The 18,327-nt window shown below is 39.3% G+C and carries 13 protein-coding genes, 3 tRNA genes and 3 rRNA genes; 6 read left to right on the top strand and 13 right to left on the bottom strand.

The window, feature by feature from the left end; translation table 11 throughout:
• Positions 1–45 precede the first annotated feature (45 nt).
• The 3 genes from rpoE to tig all read right to left on the bottom strand — a co-directional run bounded on the left by rpoE (position 46) and on the right by tig (position 2,735).
• A complete protein-coding gene (gene rpoE / locus Q9317_RS02200; protein WP_003100823.1) occupies positions 46–615 on the bottom strand; it encodes a DNA-directed RNA polymerase subunit delta in 570 nt (189 codons plus the stop codon).
• Between the two features lie 102 nt (positions 616–717).
• Positions 718–1,386: an HAD family hydrolase gene (locus Q9317_RS02195; RefSeq protein WP_003100822.1), complete on the bottom strand. Its 669-nt coding sequence runs from the start codon at positions 1,384–1,386 to the stop codon at positions 718–720.
• Between the two features lie 65 nt (positions 1,387–1,451).
• On the bottom strand, positions 1,452–2,735 hold the full coding sequence (gene tig / locus Q9317_RS02190) for a trigger factor (protein WP_003100820.1): 1,284 nt from the start codon (positions 2,733–2,735) through the stop codon (positions 1,452–1,454).
• 380 nt (positions 2,736–3,115) lie between these two features.
• Between tig and Q9317_RS02185 the strand changes: the two genes are divergently transcribed.
• Positions 3,116–3,967 carry a mechanosensitive ion channel family protein gene (locus tag Q9317_RS02185; protein WP_003100819.1) on the top strand — a complete coding sequence of 284 codons (852 nt, stop codon included), beginning with the start codon at positions 3,116–3,118 and terminating at the stop codon, positions 3,965–3,967.
• A gap of 165 nt (positions 3,968–4,132) precedes the next feature.
• Here the strand turns inward: Q9317_RS02185 and Q9317_RS02180 are convergent, their stop codons facing one another.
• Genes Q9317_RS02180 through truA form a run of 4 tightly spaced genes read right to left on the bottom strand, consistent with a single transcriptional unit; the run spans position 4,133 to position 6,673 of the window.
• Positions 4,133–4,696, bottom strand: coding sequence for a TIGR01440 family protein (locus Q9317_RS02180; RefSeq protein ID WP_003100817.1), 564 nt, complete (start codon positions 4,694–4,696; stop codon positions 4,133–4,135).
• Between the two features lie 13 nt (positions 4,697–4,709).
• A complete protein-coding gene (locus tag Q9317_RS02175) occupies positions 4,710–5,183 on the bottom strand; it encodes an ECF transporter S component (RefSeq protein ID WP_003100815.1) in 474 nt (157 codons plus the stop codon).
• Complete coding sequence (locus Q9317_RS02170; RefSeq protein ID WP_003100814.1) at positions 5,167–5,934, bottom strand: bifunctional hydroxymethylpyrimidine kinase/phosphomethylpyrimidine kinase; 768 nt, start codon at positions 5,932–5,934, stop codon at positions 5,167–5,169. Before Q9317_RS02170 ends, Q9317_RS02175 begins: the two co-directional genes overlap by 17 nt.
• Positions 5,927–6,673, bottom strand: a complete 747-nt coding sequence (gene truA, locus Q9317_RS02165; protein ID WP_003100813.1) for a tRNA pseudouridine(38-40) synthase TruA — start codon at positions 6,671–6,673, stop codon at positions 5,927–5,929. Before truA ends, Q9317_RS02170 begins: the two co-directional genes overlap by 8 nt.
• A 170-nt stretch (positions 6,674–6,843) precedes the next feature.
• Here truA and Q9317_RS02160 point away from each other — a divergent pair, with 170 nt between their 5' ends.
• Positions 6,844–8,196: an aspartate kinase gene (locus Q9317_RS02160; protein ID WP_017794796.1), complete on the top strand. Its 1,353-nt coding sequence runs from the start codon at positions 6,844–6,846 to the stop codon at positions 8,194–8,196.
• 118 nt (positions 8,197–8,314) lie between these two features.
• Here Q9317_RS02160 and Q9317_RS02155 read toward each other — a convergent pair.
• The 6 genes from Q9317_RS02155 to Q9317_RS02130 all read right to left on the bottom strand — a co-directional run bounded on the left by Q9317_RS02155 (position 8,315) and on the right by Q9317_RS02130 (position 13,646).
• Positions 8,315–8,388 (bottom strand) — tRNA-Arg (locus tag Q9317_RS02155).
• 76 nt (positions 8,389–8,464) lie between these two features.
• Positions 8,465–8,538 (bottom strand) — tRNA-Asn (locus Q9317_RS02150).
• Positions 8,539–8,549: 11 nt separating this feature from the next.
• Positions 8,550–8,664: ribosomal RNA gene (rrf, locus tag Q9317_RS02145) — 5S ribosomal RNA — on the bottom strand.
• A gap of 71 nt (positions 8,665–8,735) precedes the next feature.
• Positions 8,736–11,638, bottom strand: a 23S ribosomal RNA gene (locus Q9317_RS02140).
• Between the two features lie 168 nt (positions 11,639–11,806).
• A tRNA-Ala gene (locus Q9317_RS02135) sits at positions 11,807–11,879 on the bottom strand.
• Positions 11,880–12,097: 218 nt separating this feature from the next.
• A 16S ribosomal RNA gene (locus Q9317_RS02130) occupies positions 12,098–13,646 on the bottom strand.
• The 16S, 23S and 5S rRNA genes sit together here with 3 tRNA genes alongside, the layout of an rRNA operon.
• A 433-nt stretch (positions 13,647–14,079) precedes the next feature.
• Between Q9317_RS02130 and Q9317_RS02125 the strand changes: the two genes are divergently transcribed.
• From Q9317_RS02125 to Q9317_RS02110, 4 genes are read left to right on the top strand one after another with little or no spacing between them, the layout of a single operon-like run.
• On the top strand, positions 14,080–14,922 hold the full coding sequence (locus Q9317_RS02125; RefSeq protein ID WP_003100809.1) for an SAM hydrolase/SAM-dependent halogenase family protein: 843 nt from the start codon (positions 14,080–14,082) through the stop codon (positions 14,920–14,922).
• A gap of 20 nt (positions 14,923–14,942) precedes the next feature.
• Positions 14,943–15,488 carry an ECF-type riboflavin transporter substrate-binding protein gene (locus tag Q9317_RS02120; protein ID WP_003100807.1) on the top strand — a complete coding sequence of 182 codons (546 nt, stop codon included), beginning with the start codon at positions 14,943–14,945 and terminating at the stop codon, positions 15,486–15,488.
• An 18-nt stretch (positions 15,489–15,506) separates the two neighbouring features.
• On the top strand, positions 15,507–17,207 hold the full coding sequence (locus Q9317_RS02115) for an ABC transporter ATP-binding protein (RefSeq protein WP_003100804.1): 1,701 nt from the start codon (positions 15,507–15,509) through the stop codon (positions 17,205–17,207).
• Positions 17,173–18,000: an energy-coupling factor transporter transmembrane component T family protein gene (locus tag Q9317_RS02110; protein WP_003100803.1), complete on the top strand. Its 828-nt coding sequence runs from the start codon at positions 17,173–17,175 to the stop codon at positions 17,998–18,000. The genes Q9317_RS02115 and Q9317_RS02110 overlap by 35 nt, the downstream gene beginning before the upstream one ends.
• Positions 18,001–18,327: the final 327 nt, after the last annotated feature.

The raw sequence follows: 18,327 nt of genomic DNA, 5'->3' as shown, positions 1-18,327 counted from the left end.
AGCAGTTTGTCAAATAGTAAAACCACAAATCAGTTGACTCAGGAATTATTCTTCCTCTTCCTCTTCTTCTTCATCATCTTCTTCGTTAATTTCAACTTCTTCGATATCATCTTCTGGAATGATTTCATTTAATTCTGAGTCGTAAGATTCCACTTCTGATTTTTCATCATCTGGATCTTCTTCATCATATTCAATGTCGATGGTTTCTTCAACGAAGTCTTCATCTTCTGGATCATCATCATTATAGTCGATAGCATCTTCATCGCCATCCATAAAGGCATTAACACGTTTATTTTTACGTTTTGGTGAGCCATCTTCATCTTCTTCAAGTGTAATGATTTCTTCATCGATTTCATCAATAGCATACCATGAACGAAGACCCCATTTGTTATCTCCTAATGGAATAAAACTACCATCTGTATTCAAGTCAGTGTAGAAAAATGGTAATGCTTGACGAATATCCGCATCAGACTTCCCTAAGTAGGTTTGAATATCATTGACTAAGTCACTGAAATACATTTCATTGTCGCGACCACGTTCCTCTAAAATAGCACGTGCAACTTCAATCATTGAAAGTTCGCTTTTTTCTTGTCCTGCAAATATCTCTAATTTCAAGGCAGTTCTCCTTATTTTATCATTCCTATCTATTTTACGCTAATTTCAGTCATTCGTCAAAGCTTTTATCAGGCAAATCGGAAAAAAGAAGCAATTGCTTCTTTAAACCTTACTCGCTAAGTCTTTGACTTTCATATAAATGTGTTGCATGTCTGGCATGATATAATCAGCAGCGCTTTGATCCACTTGCATTCGTTTTTCTTCATAAGCAATCACTGTTAGACCTGCTGCTTTTGCGGCAGCTATTCCTGAAGGGGAGTCTTCAATTACTATGGTTTGATTAGCTGTAACACCAAGTTTTTCAAGGCTATGCAAATAGATTTCTGGATGGGGTTTGCTAGCTGTGAAATCCTCACCTGTAACAATTAAGTCGAATTGTGCAACAAGGTCATGACTGCTTAGAACTGATAGGATATCCTTCATGGCGCTTGATGAGGCAAGTCCTAATAAAATGCCCTGTTCTTTTGCAAAAGCGATAATCTTCAAAACATCCTTGCGAAAGAGTTTTTCTACCATTTCTTTTCGATATTTTTCTTGCGCGATAGCTTCTAAAGCAAGAGTCACTTCCTCAAAAGGATGTTGAGTGTGACTTAGTGCAATGATTCTATCATATAAATCCCTCCCTGTACGTCCAACCAAACTTGAAAAATCCTCATGACTTAATTCTTCAGGATTCTTGGCAATTGATTTAATATAGACACTCTGTAATTGAAAATCTAAATATTCTGTATCAACAATGACACCATCCATATCAAAAATTATAGCTTTCACGCCATCCTCCTCTAGTAGACAAAAAAAGACTGAAAAATAATTTTCAGTCTCTCTTGTCAATGAACTTATTTAACTTTTGCTGATTCAGTGATAACTTCAACTGCTTTTTTCATAGCAATGTCATGTTTCAACATTTCAGGTGAAAGTAATGAACGTACTTGTTCAACTGGCATATTGTACTCAGTTGCAAGATCATTGATTTCTTTTTCGATATCTTCATCAGTAGCTTCAAAACCTTCTGCTTTAGCAATTGCTTCAATAACAAGGTTTGTTTTAACACGTTTGTCAGCTTCTGCTTCGTATTGTTTGTGAAGATCGTCTTGAGTAGTACCTGTTAATTGGAAGTACATTTCAGGTGAAATCCCTTGACGTTGCATATTGCCCATGAATTCGTTCATTGAACGGTGAACTTCATCATGTACCATTTCTTCTGGCAATTCAACGATTTCAGCATTGGCAACAGCTAATTCAATAGCAGCTCCTTCAACAGCGTCATCGTACGCAATTTCTTTAGCTGACTCAAGCTCTTTACGGTATTTAGCTTTCAAATCTTCAAGAGTTTCAACTTCTTCATCGATATCTTTAGCTAACTCATCATCAAGTTCTGGAACTTCTTTCATTTTAACTTCATGAACTGTTGTTACAAATTTAGCTTCTTTACCTGCAAGGTCTTCAGCTTGGTAATCTTCTGGGAATGTTACCATAACATCTACAGTTTCACTAGCTTTTTTACCAACAAGTTGATCTTCAAAACCTGGAATAAATTGACCTGAACCAAGTTCAAGTGAGAAGTTATCCCCTTTTCCACCATCAAATTCAACGTCATCAATTGAACCAAGGAAATCAATCACAACAGTATCACCAAGTTCAGCTGCATCTTCTTTAACAACTAATTCAGCAAGGTTTTTACGTTCGCGCTCAAGTTTTTCAGCAACTTCGTCGTCACTTACTTCTTTTGAAAGGTCAACTTCAACAGCTAAATCTTTGTAGTCACCAAGTTTAACTTCTGGTTTTGTAACAACTTCAGCAGTAATTTCCCAGTCTTTGCCTTTTTCCATTGAAAGAACATCAATTTTTGGTTGCGCAACAACTTCAAGTTCAAGCTCAGCAACAGCAGCTTCATAAGCTTCTGGCAAAATGATGTTTAAAGCATCTTCATAAAGAACTTCTTCACCAAATTTTTGATTAAAGATTGGACGAGGCATATGTCCTTTACGGAAACCTGGTGCATTCAAATCTTTTTTAATTTTGTTAAATGCTTGATCAAGAGCTGGTTTGATTTTATCTTGACCAATTGTAAATGTAATAAGGCCACGGTTAGTAGCTTTGTTTTCAAATGATGTAGACATTAAGTCATTTCTCCTTAAAATAATTTAGATACAGTTCATTCTATCATATTTTACAGCTATTTTAAAGTTTTTTGTGCATTATATCTCAGCAGTCAGCAGACTTCAAAATTTTCACAACCACTTCATTTTAGATCTCATTCTTTTTCCTAGTTGCTAAACAAAAAAGCATTAGCACAAAATGATAAGGGATGCCTAGCATTCGAAATAATTCTTACTGTGAAAAAGCAACATGTCTTTAAAAAATGAGTATTGAAGGCAACGTATCAACTAAAATAATGTATCGTTTAACCAATCACTTTAAAGAAATATGAAGTTTCATTGACTGATGTTTTCATTTTGCTCAATTTTTGATAAACTATCTAAGATAGAAAGGAATTTTTATGACTTTTATAATGAATTACCTACAGCAATTTCACTTTGAAGATATTCTTTTCACCTTATTTTCAAAAATCATTTCTCTCTTGCTTTTACTGATTTTTTTCCTGTTACTAAAACAAATTGTCAATCGCATTTTTGAAAAAACAGTTGCTAAATCATTCCCCTTCACAAAACAAACACTGGCCAGAAAAAATACCCTCTCAAAACTAACCCACAATCTTATCAACTATATTCTCTACTTTTTCCTAATCTATTGGATTCTCAGTATTATTGGTATTCCAGTTTCTAGTTTACTTGCTGGAGCAGGAATTGCAGGGGTCGCTATTGGTTTAGGCGCTCAGGGTTTTCTTTCAGATGTCGTCAATGGTTTTTTCATTTTGCTGGAAAACCATTTTGAAGTCGGAGATACTGTTACAATTGCTGGAATTGATGGTAGTATTTCAAGTGTTGGAATTCGTACCACACAAGTTCGCGGGTTTGATGGAACACTGCATTTTATTCCCAATCGAAATATTACAGTTGTTAGCAATAAATCTCGAGGCAATATGAGAGCACTCATTGAAATTCCTTTATACTCTACAACTAATCTCGAAAAGGTAACTGAAATCATTAAAACTGTCAACGATAATGAAGTTAAAAACTTTCCAGAAATTATTGACCATCCTAATATTTTAGGACCCCAAGTAAGTCCAAATGGTCAATTTTCATTTAAAATAGCTATCTTCACAGAAAATGGTAAACAATTTTTAATTTACCATACATTCTATAAATTATATCAGGAAGCCTTATTAAACGAAGGCATTGCATTGCCAACATCATTTCCTTTACAGCAACCAAACCTTACAAAATCATAAGATTTTAGAACAAGAGTCAACTACACAATCACAAAGCAAATAAGACTGGAATTCTGTGTTACAGAGCGCCAGCCTTATTGCTTTTTCTTTAATTTAAATAGAGTAAGACGTCGAGCTTGATAATGACGTAGTTCTAAAATAGAAATCAATTTTGTCTTTGGCCCTTTATTGCTTACGAATAGCATCTACCTTATAGTTAGCTCTTGAACCACCGATTAGTTTTGGTCGACTAGCCAAAGCTGTCACATGTGCTGCACCCAGTTCTCGTTGAACCGGAACAATTGGCACCTGAACCTTTTTGACATGCATACCAATGGAAGTATCACCAATATCAAGACCTGCATGAGCAACAATTTCCTCTACTTCTACTGGATTTTCCATGTATTTAAAGGCAGCCATTTGACCACTCCCTCCAGCATGAAGACTCGGTAAAACATTAACAATTTCAAGCTCCTTATCTAGAGCATAGGATTCTTCAACCACAAGTGCACGATTAAGATGCTCACAGCCTTGGACGGCTAAATAAATACCACGAGAAGTTAAGACATCAAGAAGTGTTTTAACAATAACCTCGCCAATCTCTAAACTGGATTCTTGACCAATTTTCCCACCAATAACTTCACTTGAGGAAAGCCCTAGGACAAATACCTGACCTTTTTTAATAGCAGAACGGTCAATAATATCTAAAACCAAAACTCTTGTTTCTTGCTCCAAAATATGTAAATCCATGGTATTCCTCACTTTATTTTTTCTCAGCACCTTTAACAGCAATAAAAACAAAATAACCTACTAGCATCCCAAAGAAATTTTGCATGACATTTCCCCATATACCTGCAAAAGATCCTCCAAGACCATAACCCAATAGCAATGAACCTAAAAAATACCAAGCAATCATCACAAAAGAGGCTAATAGCAATCCAAGCACACGTTTGTAACCTGTCCAACCTGCAAAATAACCTTGTGCCCCATGAGCAATCAAACTATGAAACATCCACTGTGGATATCCAGCAAGTAAATCAATTAAAAACCCTGAAAGCCCTCCAACAATTGCTCCTTGTCTTGCTCCAAAATAGAAGCTTGTAAAATAAATCCCTGCATCAAGTAAGGTTAAAAAACCTGTTGGTGTTGGCACCATAATAAACCGTCCCAAAACCACAGACAATGCTGTTAAAAGAGCTAATACTGTTAATTCTTTCGTTTTATGATGTTTTGCCAAATTGTTTCACCCCGTAATCATCAGCTTTAATAATAGCTTGATAAACAAAATCCTTGGCTTCTTTTACAGCATCAAAAGATGACTCTTCTTGTGCTAAATGACTAGCTATACTAGATGCAAATGTACAACCAGCTCCAATATTATTTTGCGATAAAATCGGATAATCTAATAGCTCAAAAATATTACCGTCATAGAAAAGGTCAATTGCCTTTTCTTGACTAAAACGATTACCGCCTTTAATAACAATCTGCTTAGCCCCTAGTTTGTAGAGAATTTGAGCAGCCTCTTTCATATCTTCAATAGTTTTAATTGTTTTTTGGGATAAAAGCTCTGCTTCCACCAAGTTAGGTGTAATGATACTTACATAAGGGAAAAATGCAATTAAGTCATCACGAAGAACGTTAACCTCAACATCATGGCTCTCCTTACAAACAAGAACAGGGTCTAACACAATTGGAAGGTGAGATTTTGTTTTAATAAATCGTAAGGTTTGTTTTGCTAATGAAGGTGTCGGCAAAAGGCCAATTTTGATTGCCGAAAATGGAACCTCAGACAAACTATCAAGTTGGTAATTAAAAACAGTCTCATCTGTCGGAAACACCTCAAATCCTTTTTCTGTCATTGCCGTTAAACATGTCAAAGCAAGAAAACCATGAAGTTGACTAGTTGTAAACGTCGTCAAATCCGCATGAAGACCACCTCCACTGAAAATATCATTTCCTGAAATCGCTAAAATATATTTATTACTCATAAGAAATCTCCTTTAAATATAACCCATTTCCTACAGCAGTTGGACCAGCTAATTGACGATCTTTAGCCTCTAAAATAAGATTAATTTGTTCAACTGGCATACGACCATTTCCAATTTTAAGCAGTGTGCCAACCATATTACGAACTTGTTTATATAGAAAACCGTTTCCTGAAAAGGTAAAAATCAAAAACTGACGGTCACTATCATAAGTCATTTCAGCTTTGGTGATTGTACGTACCTTATTTTCAATACTAGTCCCCGCAGCAGTAAAGCCAGTAAAATCATGAGTCCCAACCAAATCCTTAATAGCCAACTGTATGCGTTTCAAATCCAAATCATAGGGATAATGTGTTGCATAATGACGCATCATAGGATTTTTAGGTCTACCAATATCTACTAGAAATTCATAGGTCTTACTGTGCTTATTATACCTAGAGTGGAATGCTTCACTAACTTCTTCCACGCTAATAAAATCAATGTCATCAGGAGTCTGTGTATCTAGTGCAAATCGTAACTTTTCAACATCCCTAGTGGTTTCCAAGTCAAAATGAATGACTTGCGCATAAGCATGAACGCCAGCATCAGTTCTACCTGCTCCATGAATTGTAACACTCTGTCCATTACATATCTTTGTTAACGTTTTTTCAATTTCTTCTTGCACAGTTCTTGCATGAGTTTGCCGTTGAAAGCCTGAAAAAAGACTACCATCATATGAAATAATTGCTTTATATCTTGTCATGACACTATTTTAGCATTAAAAATGGATTCTATGTTTTTTTGATTCATAACTGTACCCAGACAATCCAAAAAGAAGGAATTGAAACCATTCTCACTTTTTCCAGAATCTACTGACAATTTTAACAATTTCTGTTATAATTATTCCTATTATTTAAAGATTGGATATAGAATATGAAAGTCACAAAATTTGGTGGTAGTTCCCTAGCATCTGCAGAGCAACTTCAAAAAGTGCTAGACATCGTAAAATCAGATTCAGAAAGGAAATTTATTGTGGTCTCAGCACCAGGTAAACAAAGTCAGAATGATATCAAAATTACTGATGCCCTTATTGCCTACCATGATGCCTATGTTACTAATGCAGATTATAGCCAAAGTCAAAATTGGATTATTAATCGCTTTAAAGAAATTTGTGATGAATTGCAATTAGGAACAACCATACTGGATGAAATTAGTATTTCTATTAAAAATCTCTCCCAATTACCTATTGCAGAAAACGACTTTCTTTACGATACATTTTTGGCAGCTGGTGAAAATAATAATGCCAAATTGATTGCTGAATTCTTTAGATTAAATGGCCTCAGAGCTCGCTATATGCACCCTGAAAAAGCAGGGCTAATTGTGACAAGTGAACCACAAAATGCAAGGATCTTACCTTCAAGTTATGACAAACTCGAGGAGCTAAAAGAGTATGAAGGTGTTCTAGTTATCCCTGGTTTTTTTGGTGTCACAAAAGGTGGAGACATTTGTACTTTCTCAAGAGGAGGATCTGATATTACGGGATCACTTATTGCAGCAGGTGTGGGTGCTAAACTTTATGAAAATTTTACCGATGTAGACGGTATATTCGTGGCTCATCCTGGCATTGTACATCAACCACGTTCAATCAAAGAAGTTACTTACAAAGAGATGCGAGAATTAGCATATGCTGGTTTTTCAGTTTTGCATGATGAAGCCCTTATTCCAGCATACCGTGGAAAAATTCCACTCGTTATAAAAAACACAAATAATCCTCAACATCCTGGTACAAAAATTGTCCTTAAGCATCAAGGAGATCATAAGCCAGTTGTAGGAATTTCAGGAGACAATCAATTTGTCAGTATCAATGTTTCAAAATACCTAATGAATAGAGAAGTCGGATTCGGGCGAAAAGTTCTTCAAATACTAGAAGATTTAAATATTAGATGGGAACATATGCCAACAGGAATCGATGACTTATCAATTGTCATCAGAGAAAAAGAGTTAACGCCAATCAAAGAACAAGAAATTTTTAACACCTTAATACATGAATTAGAAGTTGATCAAGCTAGTATAACGCGAAACCTCTCTATAATAATGTTAGTTGGTGAAAATATGAGAAGTCATGTTGGGGTAACTGCTAAAGCAACAAAAGCTCTGTCAGAAAATCACATTAACATTTCCATGATTTCACAAGGATCAAGTGAAGTCTCAGTCATGTTTGTTATTGATTCAAAAGATGAACAAAAAGCCATCAAAGCTCTTTATAAGGTATTCTTCGAAGGTTAACCTATCACAACTACATGCTTCCTTGACAAATCGGAAGCATTTTTCTTTTATAAGTATTATAAAAGAAGGCAAAGAAAAAGAACATGACATTTATGTCATGTTCAAAAAGTAAAAATAATGCACCCTAGAGGAGTCGAACCTCTAACCGCCTGATTCGTAGTCAGGTACTCTATCCAGTTGAGCTAAGGGTGCTTACTAACTTTAAAACTATCATATCATCTTATCACTAAAAATGCAAAAAAAAGATAGGCTATCCTATCTCCTCTTACTCCGCCAGTAGGACTCGAACCTACGACATCATGATTAACAGTCATGCGCTACTACCAACTGAGCTATGGCGGATGGTAAACTAAGCTAAGCGACTTCCGTATCTAACAGGGGCAACCCCCAACTACTTCAGGCGTTCTAGGGCTTAACTACTGTGTTCGGCATGGGTACAGGTGTATCTCCTAGGCTATCGTCACTTAACTTGAGTCCACTCAAAATTGAATATCTATATTGTATCAAGTTATATCCCTTATTGTCAATAAACTCTTTTTTCGGATAAGTCCTCGAGCTATTAGTATTAGTCCGCTACATGTATCACTACACTTACACTTCTAACCTATCTACCTGATCATCTCTCAGGGCTCTTACTAACATAAAGTTATGGGAAATCTCATCTTGAGGGGGGCTTCGCACTTAGATGCTTTCAGCGCTTATCCCTTCCCTACATAGCTACCCAGCGATGCCTTTGGCAAGACAACTGGTACACCAGCGGTAAGTCCACTCTGGTCCTCTCGTACTAGGAGCAGATCCTCTCAAATTTCCTACGCCCGCGACGGATAGGGACCGAACTGTCTCACGACGTTCTGAACCCAGCTCGCGTGCCGCTTTAATGGGCGAACAGCCCAACCCTTGGGACCGACTACAGCCCCAGGATGCGACGAGCCGACATCGAGGTGCCAAACCTCCCCGTCGATGTGAACTCTTGGGGGAGATAAGCCTGTTATCCCCAGGGTAGCTTTTATCCGTTGAGCGATGGCCCTTCCATGCGGAACCACCGGATCACTAAGCCCGACTTTCGTCCCTGCTCGAGTTGTAGCTCTCGCAGTCAAGCTCCCTTATACCTTTACACTCTGCGATTGATTTCCAACCAATCTGAGGGAACCTTTGGGCGCCTCCGTTACCTTTTAGGAGGCGACCGCCCCAGTCAAACTGCCCGTCAGACACTGTCTCCGATAGGGATTACCTATCTGGGTTAGAGTAGCCATAACACAAGGGTAGTATCCCAACATCGCCTCTAACGAAACTGGCGTCCCGTCTTCAATGGCTCCTACCTATCCTGTACATGTGGTACAGATACTCAATATCAAACTGCAGTAAAGCTCCATGGGGTCTTTCCGTCCTGTCGCGGGTAACCTGCATCTTCACAGGTACTAAAATTTCACCGAGTCTCTCGTTGAGACAGTGCCCAAATCATTACGCCTTTCGTGCGGGTCGGAACTTACCCGACAAGGAATTTCGCTACCTTAGGACCGTTATAGTTACGGCCGCCGTTTACTGGGGCTTCAATTCATACCTTCGCTTACGCTAAGCACTCCTCTTAACCTTCCAGCACCGGGCAGGCGTCACCCCCTATACATCATCTTACGATTTAGCAGAGAGCTGTGTTTTTGATAAACAGTTGCTTGGGCCTATTCACTGCGGCTGTCATCGCTGACAGCACCCCTTCTCCCGAAGTTACGGGGTCATTTTGCCGAGTTCCTTAACGAGAGTTCTCTCGATCACCTGAGGCTACTCGCCTCGACTACCTGTGTCGGTTTGCGGTACGGGTAGTGTATACTTAAACGCTAGAAGCTTTTCTTGGCAGTGTGACATCACTAACTTCGCTACTTAATTCGCTCCCCATCACAGCTCAACGTTATAGATATAAGCATTTGACTCATATCACGCCTCACTGATTGGCCAGACTCTTCCAGTCGTCTGGTTTAGTTAGCCTTCTGCGTCCCTCCATCACTATATACACTAGTACAGGAATATCAACCTGTTGGCCATCGAATACACCTTTCGGTCTCTCCTTAGGTCCCGACTAACCCAGGGCGGACGAGCCTTCCCCTGGAAACCTTAGTCTTACGGTGGACAGGATTCTCACCTGTCTTTCGCTACTCATACCGGCATTCTCACTTCTATACGTTCCAGCACTCCTCACGGTATACCTTCTTCACATATAGAACGCTCTCCTACCATTACCTCTTAAGGTAATCCACAGCTTCGGTAAATTGTTTTAGCCCCGGTACATTTTCGGCGCAGGGTCACTCGACTAGTGAGCTATTACGCACTCTTTGAATGAATAGCTGCTTCTAAGCTAACATCCTAGTTGTCTGTGCAACCCCACATCCTTTTCCACTTAACAATTATTTTGGGACCTTAGCTGGTGGTCTGGGCTGTTTCCCTTTCGACTACGGATCTTAGCACTCGCAGTCTGACTGCCGATTATATCGTCTTGGCATTCGGAGTTTATCTGAGATTGGTAATCCGGGATGGACCCCTCACCCAAACAGTGCTCTACCTCCAAGAGACTTAACATCGACGCTAGCCCTAAAGCTATTTCGGAGAGAACCAGCTATCTCCAAGTTCGTTTGGAATTTCTCCGCTACCCACAAGTCATCCAAGCACTTTTCAACGTGCCCTGGTTCGGTCCTCCAGTGCGTTTTACCGCACCTTCAACCTGCTCATGGGTAGGTCACATGGTTTCGGGTCTACAACATGATACTATGTCGCCCTATTAAGACTCGGTTTCCCTACGGCTCCGTCTCTTCAACTTAACCTCGCATCATATCGTAACTCGCCGGTTCATTCTACAAAAGGCACGCTCTCACCCATTAACGGGCTCGAACTTGTTGTAGGCACACGGTTTCAGGTTCTATTTCACTCCCCTCCCGGGGTGCTTTTCACCTTTCCCTCACGGTACTGGTTCACTATCGGTCACTAGAGAGTATTTAGGGTTGGGAGATGGTCCTCCCAGATTCCGACGAGATTTCGCGTGTCTCGCCGTACTCAGGATACTGCTAGGGCTAATTTCAATTTTAAATACGAGGCTTTTACTCTCTTTGGCTTACCTTCCCAGGTAATTCTTCTATTAATTTTAGTCCCACGTCGCAGTCCTACAACCCCGAGGAGTAAACTCCTCGGTTTGCCCTCCTGCCGTTTCGCTCGCCGCTACTAAGGCAATCGCTTTTGCTTTCTCTTCCTGCAGCTACTTAGATGTTTCAGTTCACTGCGTCTTCCTTCTCATGACCTTAACAGTCATGGATGACATGCATTACATGCCGGGTTCCCCCATTCGGACATCTCTGGATCAGCGCTTACTTACAGCTCCCCAAAGCATTTCGTCGTTAGTCACGTCCTTCTTCGGCTTCTAGTGCCAAGGCATCCACCGTGCGCCCTTATTAACTTAACCTTATTTCCAGTCTTTCGACCTTCTTTATTTTTTTTAATATGTTCGCGTTTATCTTTTTTTCGGTTTATTTCTTGTTACTTTTTCTACAATCATTTTCATGATCGTGGAATTTGATATAGATATTCAATTTTCAATGGACTTCACGTATTTTAGAGACTTCCTTGTCTATGGAGCCTAGCGGGATCGAACCGCTGACCTCCTGCGTGCAAAGCAGGCGCTCTCCCAGCTGAGCTAAGGCCCCACAGTTAATATGTTAACGTTTCTTATCTTGTTACTCATACTATATTATGGATCTAAATTGTATTCGAACTAAAATCTTAGTGAAAATGATAAACTTCCTTGTGTCTTTTGACACTGCGTCTCTTTCCTATTTTCATACAGATTTCTTAACGTTCTCTTTACTTTTTTAAGACCTCTCAAAACTAAATAAGACTTCCAAACGTACTTCCTTATCCTTAGAAAGGAGGTGATCCAGCCGCACCTTCCGATACGGCTACCTTGTTACGACTTCACCCCAATCATCTATCCCACCTTAGGCGGCTGGCTCCTAAAAGGTTACCTCACCGACTTCGGGTGTTACAAACTCTCGTGGTGTGACGGGCGGTGTGTACAAGGCCCGGGAACGTATTCACCGCGGCGTGCTGATCCGCGATTACTAGCGATTCCGACTTCATGTAGGCGAGTTGCAGCCTACAATCCGAACTGAGATTGGCTTTAAGAGATTAGCTTGCCGTCACCGGCTTGCGACTCGTTGTACCAACCATTGTAGCACGTGTGTAGCCCAGGTCATAAGGGGCATGATGATTTGACGTCATCCCCACCTTCCTCCGGTTTATTACCGGCAGTCTCGCTAGAGTGCCCAACTTAATGATGGCAACTAACAATAGGGGTTGCGCTCGTTGCGGGACTTAACCCAACATCTCACGACACGAGCTGACGACAACCATGCACCACCTGTCTCCTCTGTCCCGAAGGAAAATCCTATCTCTAGGACGGTCAGAGGGATGTCAAGACCTGGTAAGGTTCTTCGCGTTGCTTCGAATTAAACCACATGCTCCACCGCTTGTGCGGGCCCCCGTCAATTCCTTTGAGTTTCAACCTTGCGGTCGTACTCCCCAGGCGGAGTGCTTAATGCGTTAGCTGCGGCACTAAGCCCCGGAAAGGGCCTAACACCTAGCACTCATCGTTTACGGCGTGGACTACCAGGGTATCTAATCCTGTTTGCTCCCCACGCTTTCGAGCCTCAGCGTCAGTTACAGACCAGAGAGCCGCTTTCGCCACCGGTGTTCCTCCATATATCTACGCATTTCACCGCTACACATGGAATTCCACTCTCCCCTTCTGCACTCAAGTTCTACAGTTTCCAAAGCATACAATGGTTGAGCCACTGCCTTTTACTTCAGACTTATAGAACCGCCTGCGCTCGCTTTACGCCCAATAAATCCGGACAACGCTCGAGACCTACGTATTACCGCGGCTGCTGGCACGTAGTTAGCCGTCCCTTTCTGGTTAGTTACCGTCACGTAATGGATTTTCCACTCCCATTACCGTTCTTCTCTAACAACAGAGCTTTACGATCCGAAAACCTTCTTCACTCACGCGGCGTTGCTCGGTCAGACTTCCGTCCATTGCCGAAGATTCCCTACTGCTGCCTCCCGTAGGAGTCTGGGCCGTGTCTCAGTCCCAGTGTGGCCGATCACCCTCTCAGGTCGGCTATGTATCGTCGCCTTGGTGAGCCGTTACCTCACCAACTAGCTAATACAACGCAGGTCCATCTCATAGTGAAGCAATTGCTCCTTTTAACTTAAGTACATGTGTACTCTAGTATCATGCGGTATTAGCTATCGTTTCCAATAGTTATCCCCCGCTATGAGGTAGGTTACCTACGCGTTACTCACCCGTTCGCAACTCTTTGGATTAGTGCAAGCACCAATCCTCAGCGTTCTACTTGCATGTATTAGGCACGCCGCCAGCGTTCGTCCTGAGCCAGGATCAAACTCTCATTAAAAGTTTGAGTTCTTTACTCATTGTTTCTGTCGCTGACAGATTTATTTCGTTGTTTCTTTATTGACAGGTAATATGCGTTAACATATCACCCTGCACGTTTGGTTTTTTTGTCTTATTCAGTTCTCAAAGGTCTTTGTATCTCTTACGAGACAACTATTATATTCTATCAGGTTAGCTTATGTTTGTCAACTGTTTTTTTACTTTTTCTTTTGTCTTTCTTCATTCTTCTTAGAAGTTTCTTTGCTTCCTGACAGCTTTATTAGTATACCTACTTATCATCCCTTTGTCAAGAGATTTTAATAAAATAATTCGTTTTCCTTAATATACTAATAATAATTGTGGGAAATTGTTTTAAAGTTCGTGTATTATCTATTTTTTAATGGTTAGCTTTGTGATAAAATAAAGATATTATAATAGGAAAAGGAAATCTGGGTATGAACAATAACTTACTGGTCTTACAATCTGATTTTGGCTTAGTTGATGGTGCTGTTTCTGCAATGATCGGTGTGGCATTACAAGAAGAAGCTAGTCTTGGCATTTACCATTTGACGCACGACATTACACCATATAATATTTTTGAAGCTTCTTACCGTCTTTTTCAAACAGTTAACTATTGGCCTTCTGGCACAACTTTTGTTTCTGTTGTTGATCCAGGGGTTGGCTCTAAACGAAAAAGCGTTGTCGCTTTAACAACAACTCATCAATATATAGTTACCCCAGATAATGGTACTTTATCTTATATAAAGAAACATATTGGCATTAAAGCTATTCGTGAAATCTCTGAAGTTAACAATCGTCGCCAGAATACTGAACTTTCTTACACTTTCCATGGACGGGATGTCTACGCCTATACTGGAGCTAAATTAGCTAGCGGGCATATCAACTTCGAAGAGGTTGGTCCTGAATTATCAGTTGATGGCATTATCGAGCTTCCAGTTGTTGACACTTTAATAGAAGAAAAGGTGATTCGAGGTGTTATTGATATCCTGGATGTTCGTTTTGGATCGCTTTGGACATCAATCGAGCGCGAAGAATTTTATAGTTTCAATCCTCAATTTGGAGAACGCTTCGAAGTCACTATCTACAATAATGATATGTTAGTCTATCAAAATCAGGTAACCTATGGTAAATCATTTGCTGATGTTCGTATTGGACAACCTATTATTTATATTAATTCCTTATACCGTGTTGGTGTAGCCATTAACCAAGGGTCTTTTGCCAAAGCTTATAATGTTGGCGTTGGTCAAAATTGGCATATTGAATTAAAAAAACTTTAACCTCATAAGGAGAATTAGTCATGAAAAACACTTCTATTAAATCTGTTGTTGCTATCGGTATTGGCGCTGCTTTATTTGTTATTATTGGAATGTTTGTCCCTATTACAATTTTTACCAATACAACCATTTCACTTCAGTATGCTCTTCAAGCCTTATTTGCTTTAATCTTTGGACCTCTTGCAGGTTTCTTTGTTGGTTTTATTGGTCACATGCTAAAAGATATGCTTGCTGGATACGGCGTTTGGTGGTCTTGGGTTCTTCCAAGTGGTATTGTTGGTTTTGGTATTGGACTTCTTAAAAACAAGCTTAATATTACCAAAGGTCGCTTCTCTAAAAAAGATATTTTAATGTTTAATGTCACACAGATCATCGTTAATATCGTAGCTTGGGCAATTATTGCACCAATTGGTGATATTCTTATCTACCATGAGCCTGCTAATAAAGTTTTTACCCAGGGATTATTTGCAGGGCTTGCTAATATTTTTACTATCGGAATTGCAGGGACTTTGTTAGTTCTTGCCTATGCTAATTCTCGTACCAAATCTGGTAGTCTTAAAAAAGACTAACCAAGACATTTCTAAATTATGACACATTTTATTGAATTCAAAGATTTCACCTTCACTTATGATGCTCAATCAAGTCCAACCTTAATTAACATCAATACTTGTATTGAAAAAGGACAAAAAGTGCTAATTGTTGGACCTTCTGGAAGTGGAAAATCGACACTTGGCAACTGCCTTAATGGCTTAATTCCAAACCATTTTCAAGGAGAGCATAAAGGTTCCTTGACTTTAGATGGAAAAGATTTTTTTGATTTGTCCATTTATGATAAATCAAAACTTATTTCGACGGTTCTTCAAGATACAGATGGTCAGTTCATTGGTTTATCCGTTGCAGAGGATATTGCTTTTGCTTTAGAAAACGACTGTTTCTCTCAAGTCGACATGACTGCCATTATTAATGAATGGGCCCATAAACTTGATTTGTTAGAGTTATTGGAGCATCGTCCTCAAGATTTATCTGGTGGACAAAAACAAAGGGTCAGCTTAGCAGGGGTTTTAGTTGATGAAAGTCCGATTTTACTTTTTGATGAGCCTTTAGCCAATTTAGATCCAAAATCTGGTTTGGACACTATTGATTTGATTGACCGCATTCATCAATCAACCGACGCAACCACCATTATTATTGAGCATCGCCTAGAAGATGTTCTCTACCGACAGGTTGATAAGATTATTTTGATTAATGACGGACGCATCCTCTTTGATGGTGAACCAGATCAACTGCTTAAAACTGACCTCCTTACCAAAAATGGAATTCGCGAACCTCTTTACCTAACAAGTCTGCGTGATATGGGATACGGTTTCCCTGCAAATGCTCAACTAGCCAACCTAAATCATTTGGATTTGGAAGATTTCACGATTAACTTACCTGAGCCACCGATAATCCCCGAGGAAAAAGAAACATTACTCTTTGCTGAGAATATTTCTTTTGCTTATGACAAGAAACCTATTCTCAAGGCTATTGACTTAAGGATCTATAAGGGTGAGCGTCTTGCTATTGTCGGCCAAAACGGGGCTGGGAAATCAACTCTCGCAAAAGCGCTTTGTCGTTTTATTCCTATTAATAGTCCACTTTATTTGAATGGTGAGGATATCTCTGCTGACTCAATTAAAGAGAGAGCAGACCGGATTGGTTATGTTTTACAGAATCCTAATCAAATGATTAGTGAGTCTGCCATTTTTGATGAAGTCGCTAAGGGGCTGAGGCTGAGGCATTACTCTGAAGAGGAGATTCATCCAAAAGTCGAAGAAACTCTCAAAGTTTGTGGCCTTTACCCTTTTAGAAACTGGCCGGTTTCTGCTTTGTCTTATGGACAAAAAAAACGCTTGAGTATTGCAGCTATTTTAGTACTTGATCCTGATATTCTGATTCTTGATGAGCCAACGGCTGGACAGGATAAGAAAAACTATTCTGACATCATGAACTTTTTAAATGAGTTGAATCAAAAAGGACATACTATTATAATGGTGACTCACGATATGCAGTTAATGATGGAATACTCTGATCGTACACTTGTTATGAGTAAAGGCAAAATTATTGCAGATGCTAAACCCGAGGAAATTCTATCTAATGAAGCCATTTTAGAAGAAGGGCATTTAAAAAAGACAAGCTTGTTCCAACTTGCTGAAAAACTGCATTGCTCATCACTGGCATTAACACATTATTATATGACAAAAGAAAGGAAGAGACATGGTTCAACGTTTAATAGGTTACCAAAAGAATGATACATTTCTAGAAGATTTATCTGGTGCTAGCAAACTCATTTTCTTTATTGTGGTTTCAGTCGCTTGTATGACAACCTATGACACACGCCTTATTCTCTTTATTGGAATCTTGTCACTCTTTCTCTTGAAAAAAGCGCGGATTCCATGGAAGAGTATTTCCTTTGTCACCTTCTTTGTCACCTTCTTTGCTATCTTAAATGTTATCATGGTTTATCTCTTTGCTCCTGGTTATGGTGAAAGTATTTATGGTTCTAAAACTGTTTTACTAGAAGGAATTGGTCCATTTTATCTGACTAGTCAGGAACTCTTCTATCTCTTTAATTTGAGCTTGAAATATTTCTCAACCGTACCATTAGCTATTTTATTTTTAGTCACCACTAATCCTAGTCAATTTGCTTCAAGCCTTAACCAAATCGGAGTTCCTTACAAGGTTGCTTATGCGGTCAGTTTGACGCTTCGCTACATCCCTGACGTTCAAGAAGAATTCCACATGATTAAAATATCTCAAGAGGCTCGCGGTTTAGAACTCTCTAAGAAAGCTAAACTTTTAGACCGGATTAAAGGGAATTTACAAATCATTATCCCATTAATTTTTAGTTCTTTGGATAGAATTGATTTGGTATCGACGGCTATGGAGTTACGGCGCTTCGGCAAGCACTCTAAGCGGACTTGGTATACCTATAAAAGGTTGAGTCGAAATGATTTCATAACCATCCTACTGGCCCTGCTTATCTTACTTGCCTCCCTTGCTTTATTTGTTCTCAATAAGGGAAGATTTTATAACCCTTTCTAAACAAAAGCAATCAACATTTCTTCCACCTTACTACAATCAGTATAAAGACTTTGGACAGAAAGTCCAAAATACTATAAAAGGCATAGACTGACGTTTTTCAAAAAGCGTTCAAGCTATGCTTTTTTAGAGCATTCATTTTTCAAACAAGAGACCGAAATAACCTTTTGTCCTAGTCTTGATGGGCTTTCTTGTTTTTTCATGTGATTAGCTGATTTCCCTTTGCAGAGATAGCACTGAAAACATTGGGCTTTCTTTTTTTGGACACTTTTATACAGTGTGTCTAAATCCAGTGAAAAATGCTTGTAATTATTTTTGAAATTCGTATAA

This window comes from Streptococcus iniae (genome assembly GCF_030732225.1).
Lineage (GTDB): Bacteria > Bacillota > Bacilli > Lactobacillales > Streptococcaceae > Streptococcus > Streptococcus iniae.
The sequence above is the reverse complement of the archived record's forward strand: the minus strand, read 5'-3'. Positions and strand labels throughout refer to the sequence as shown.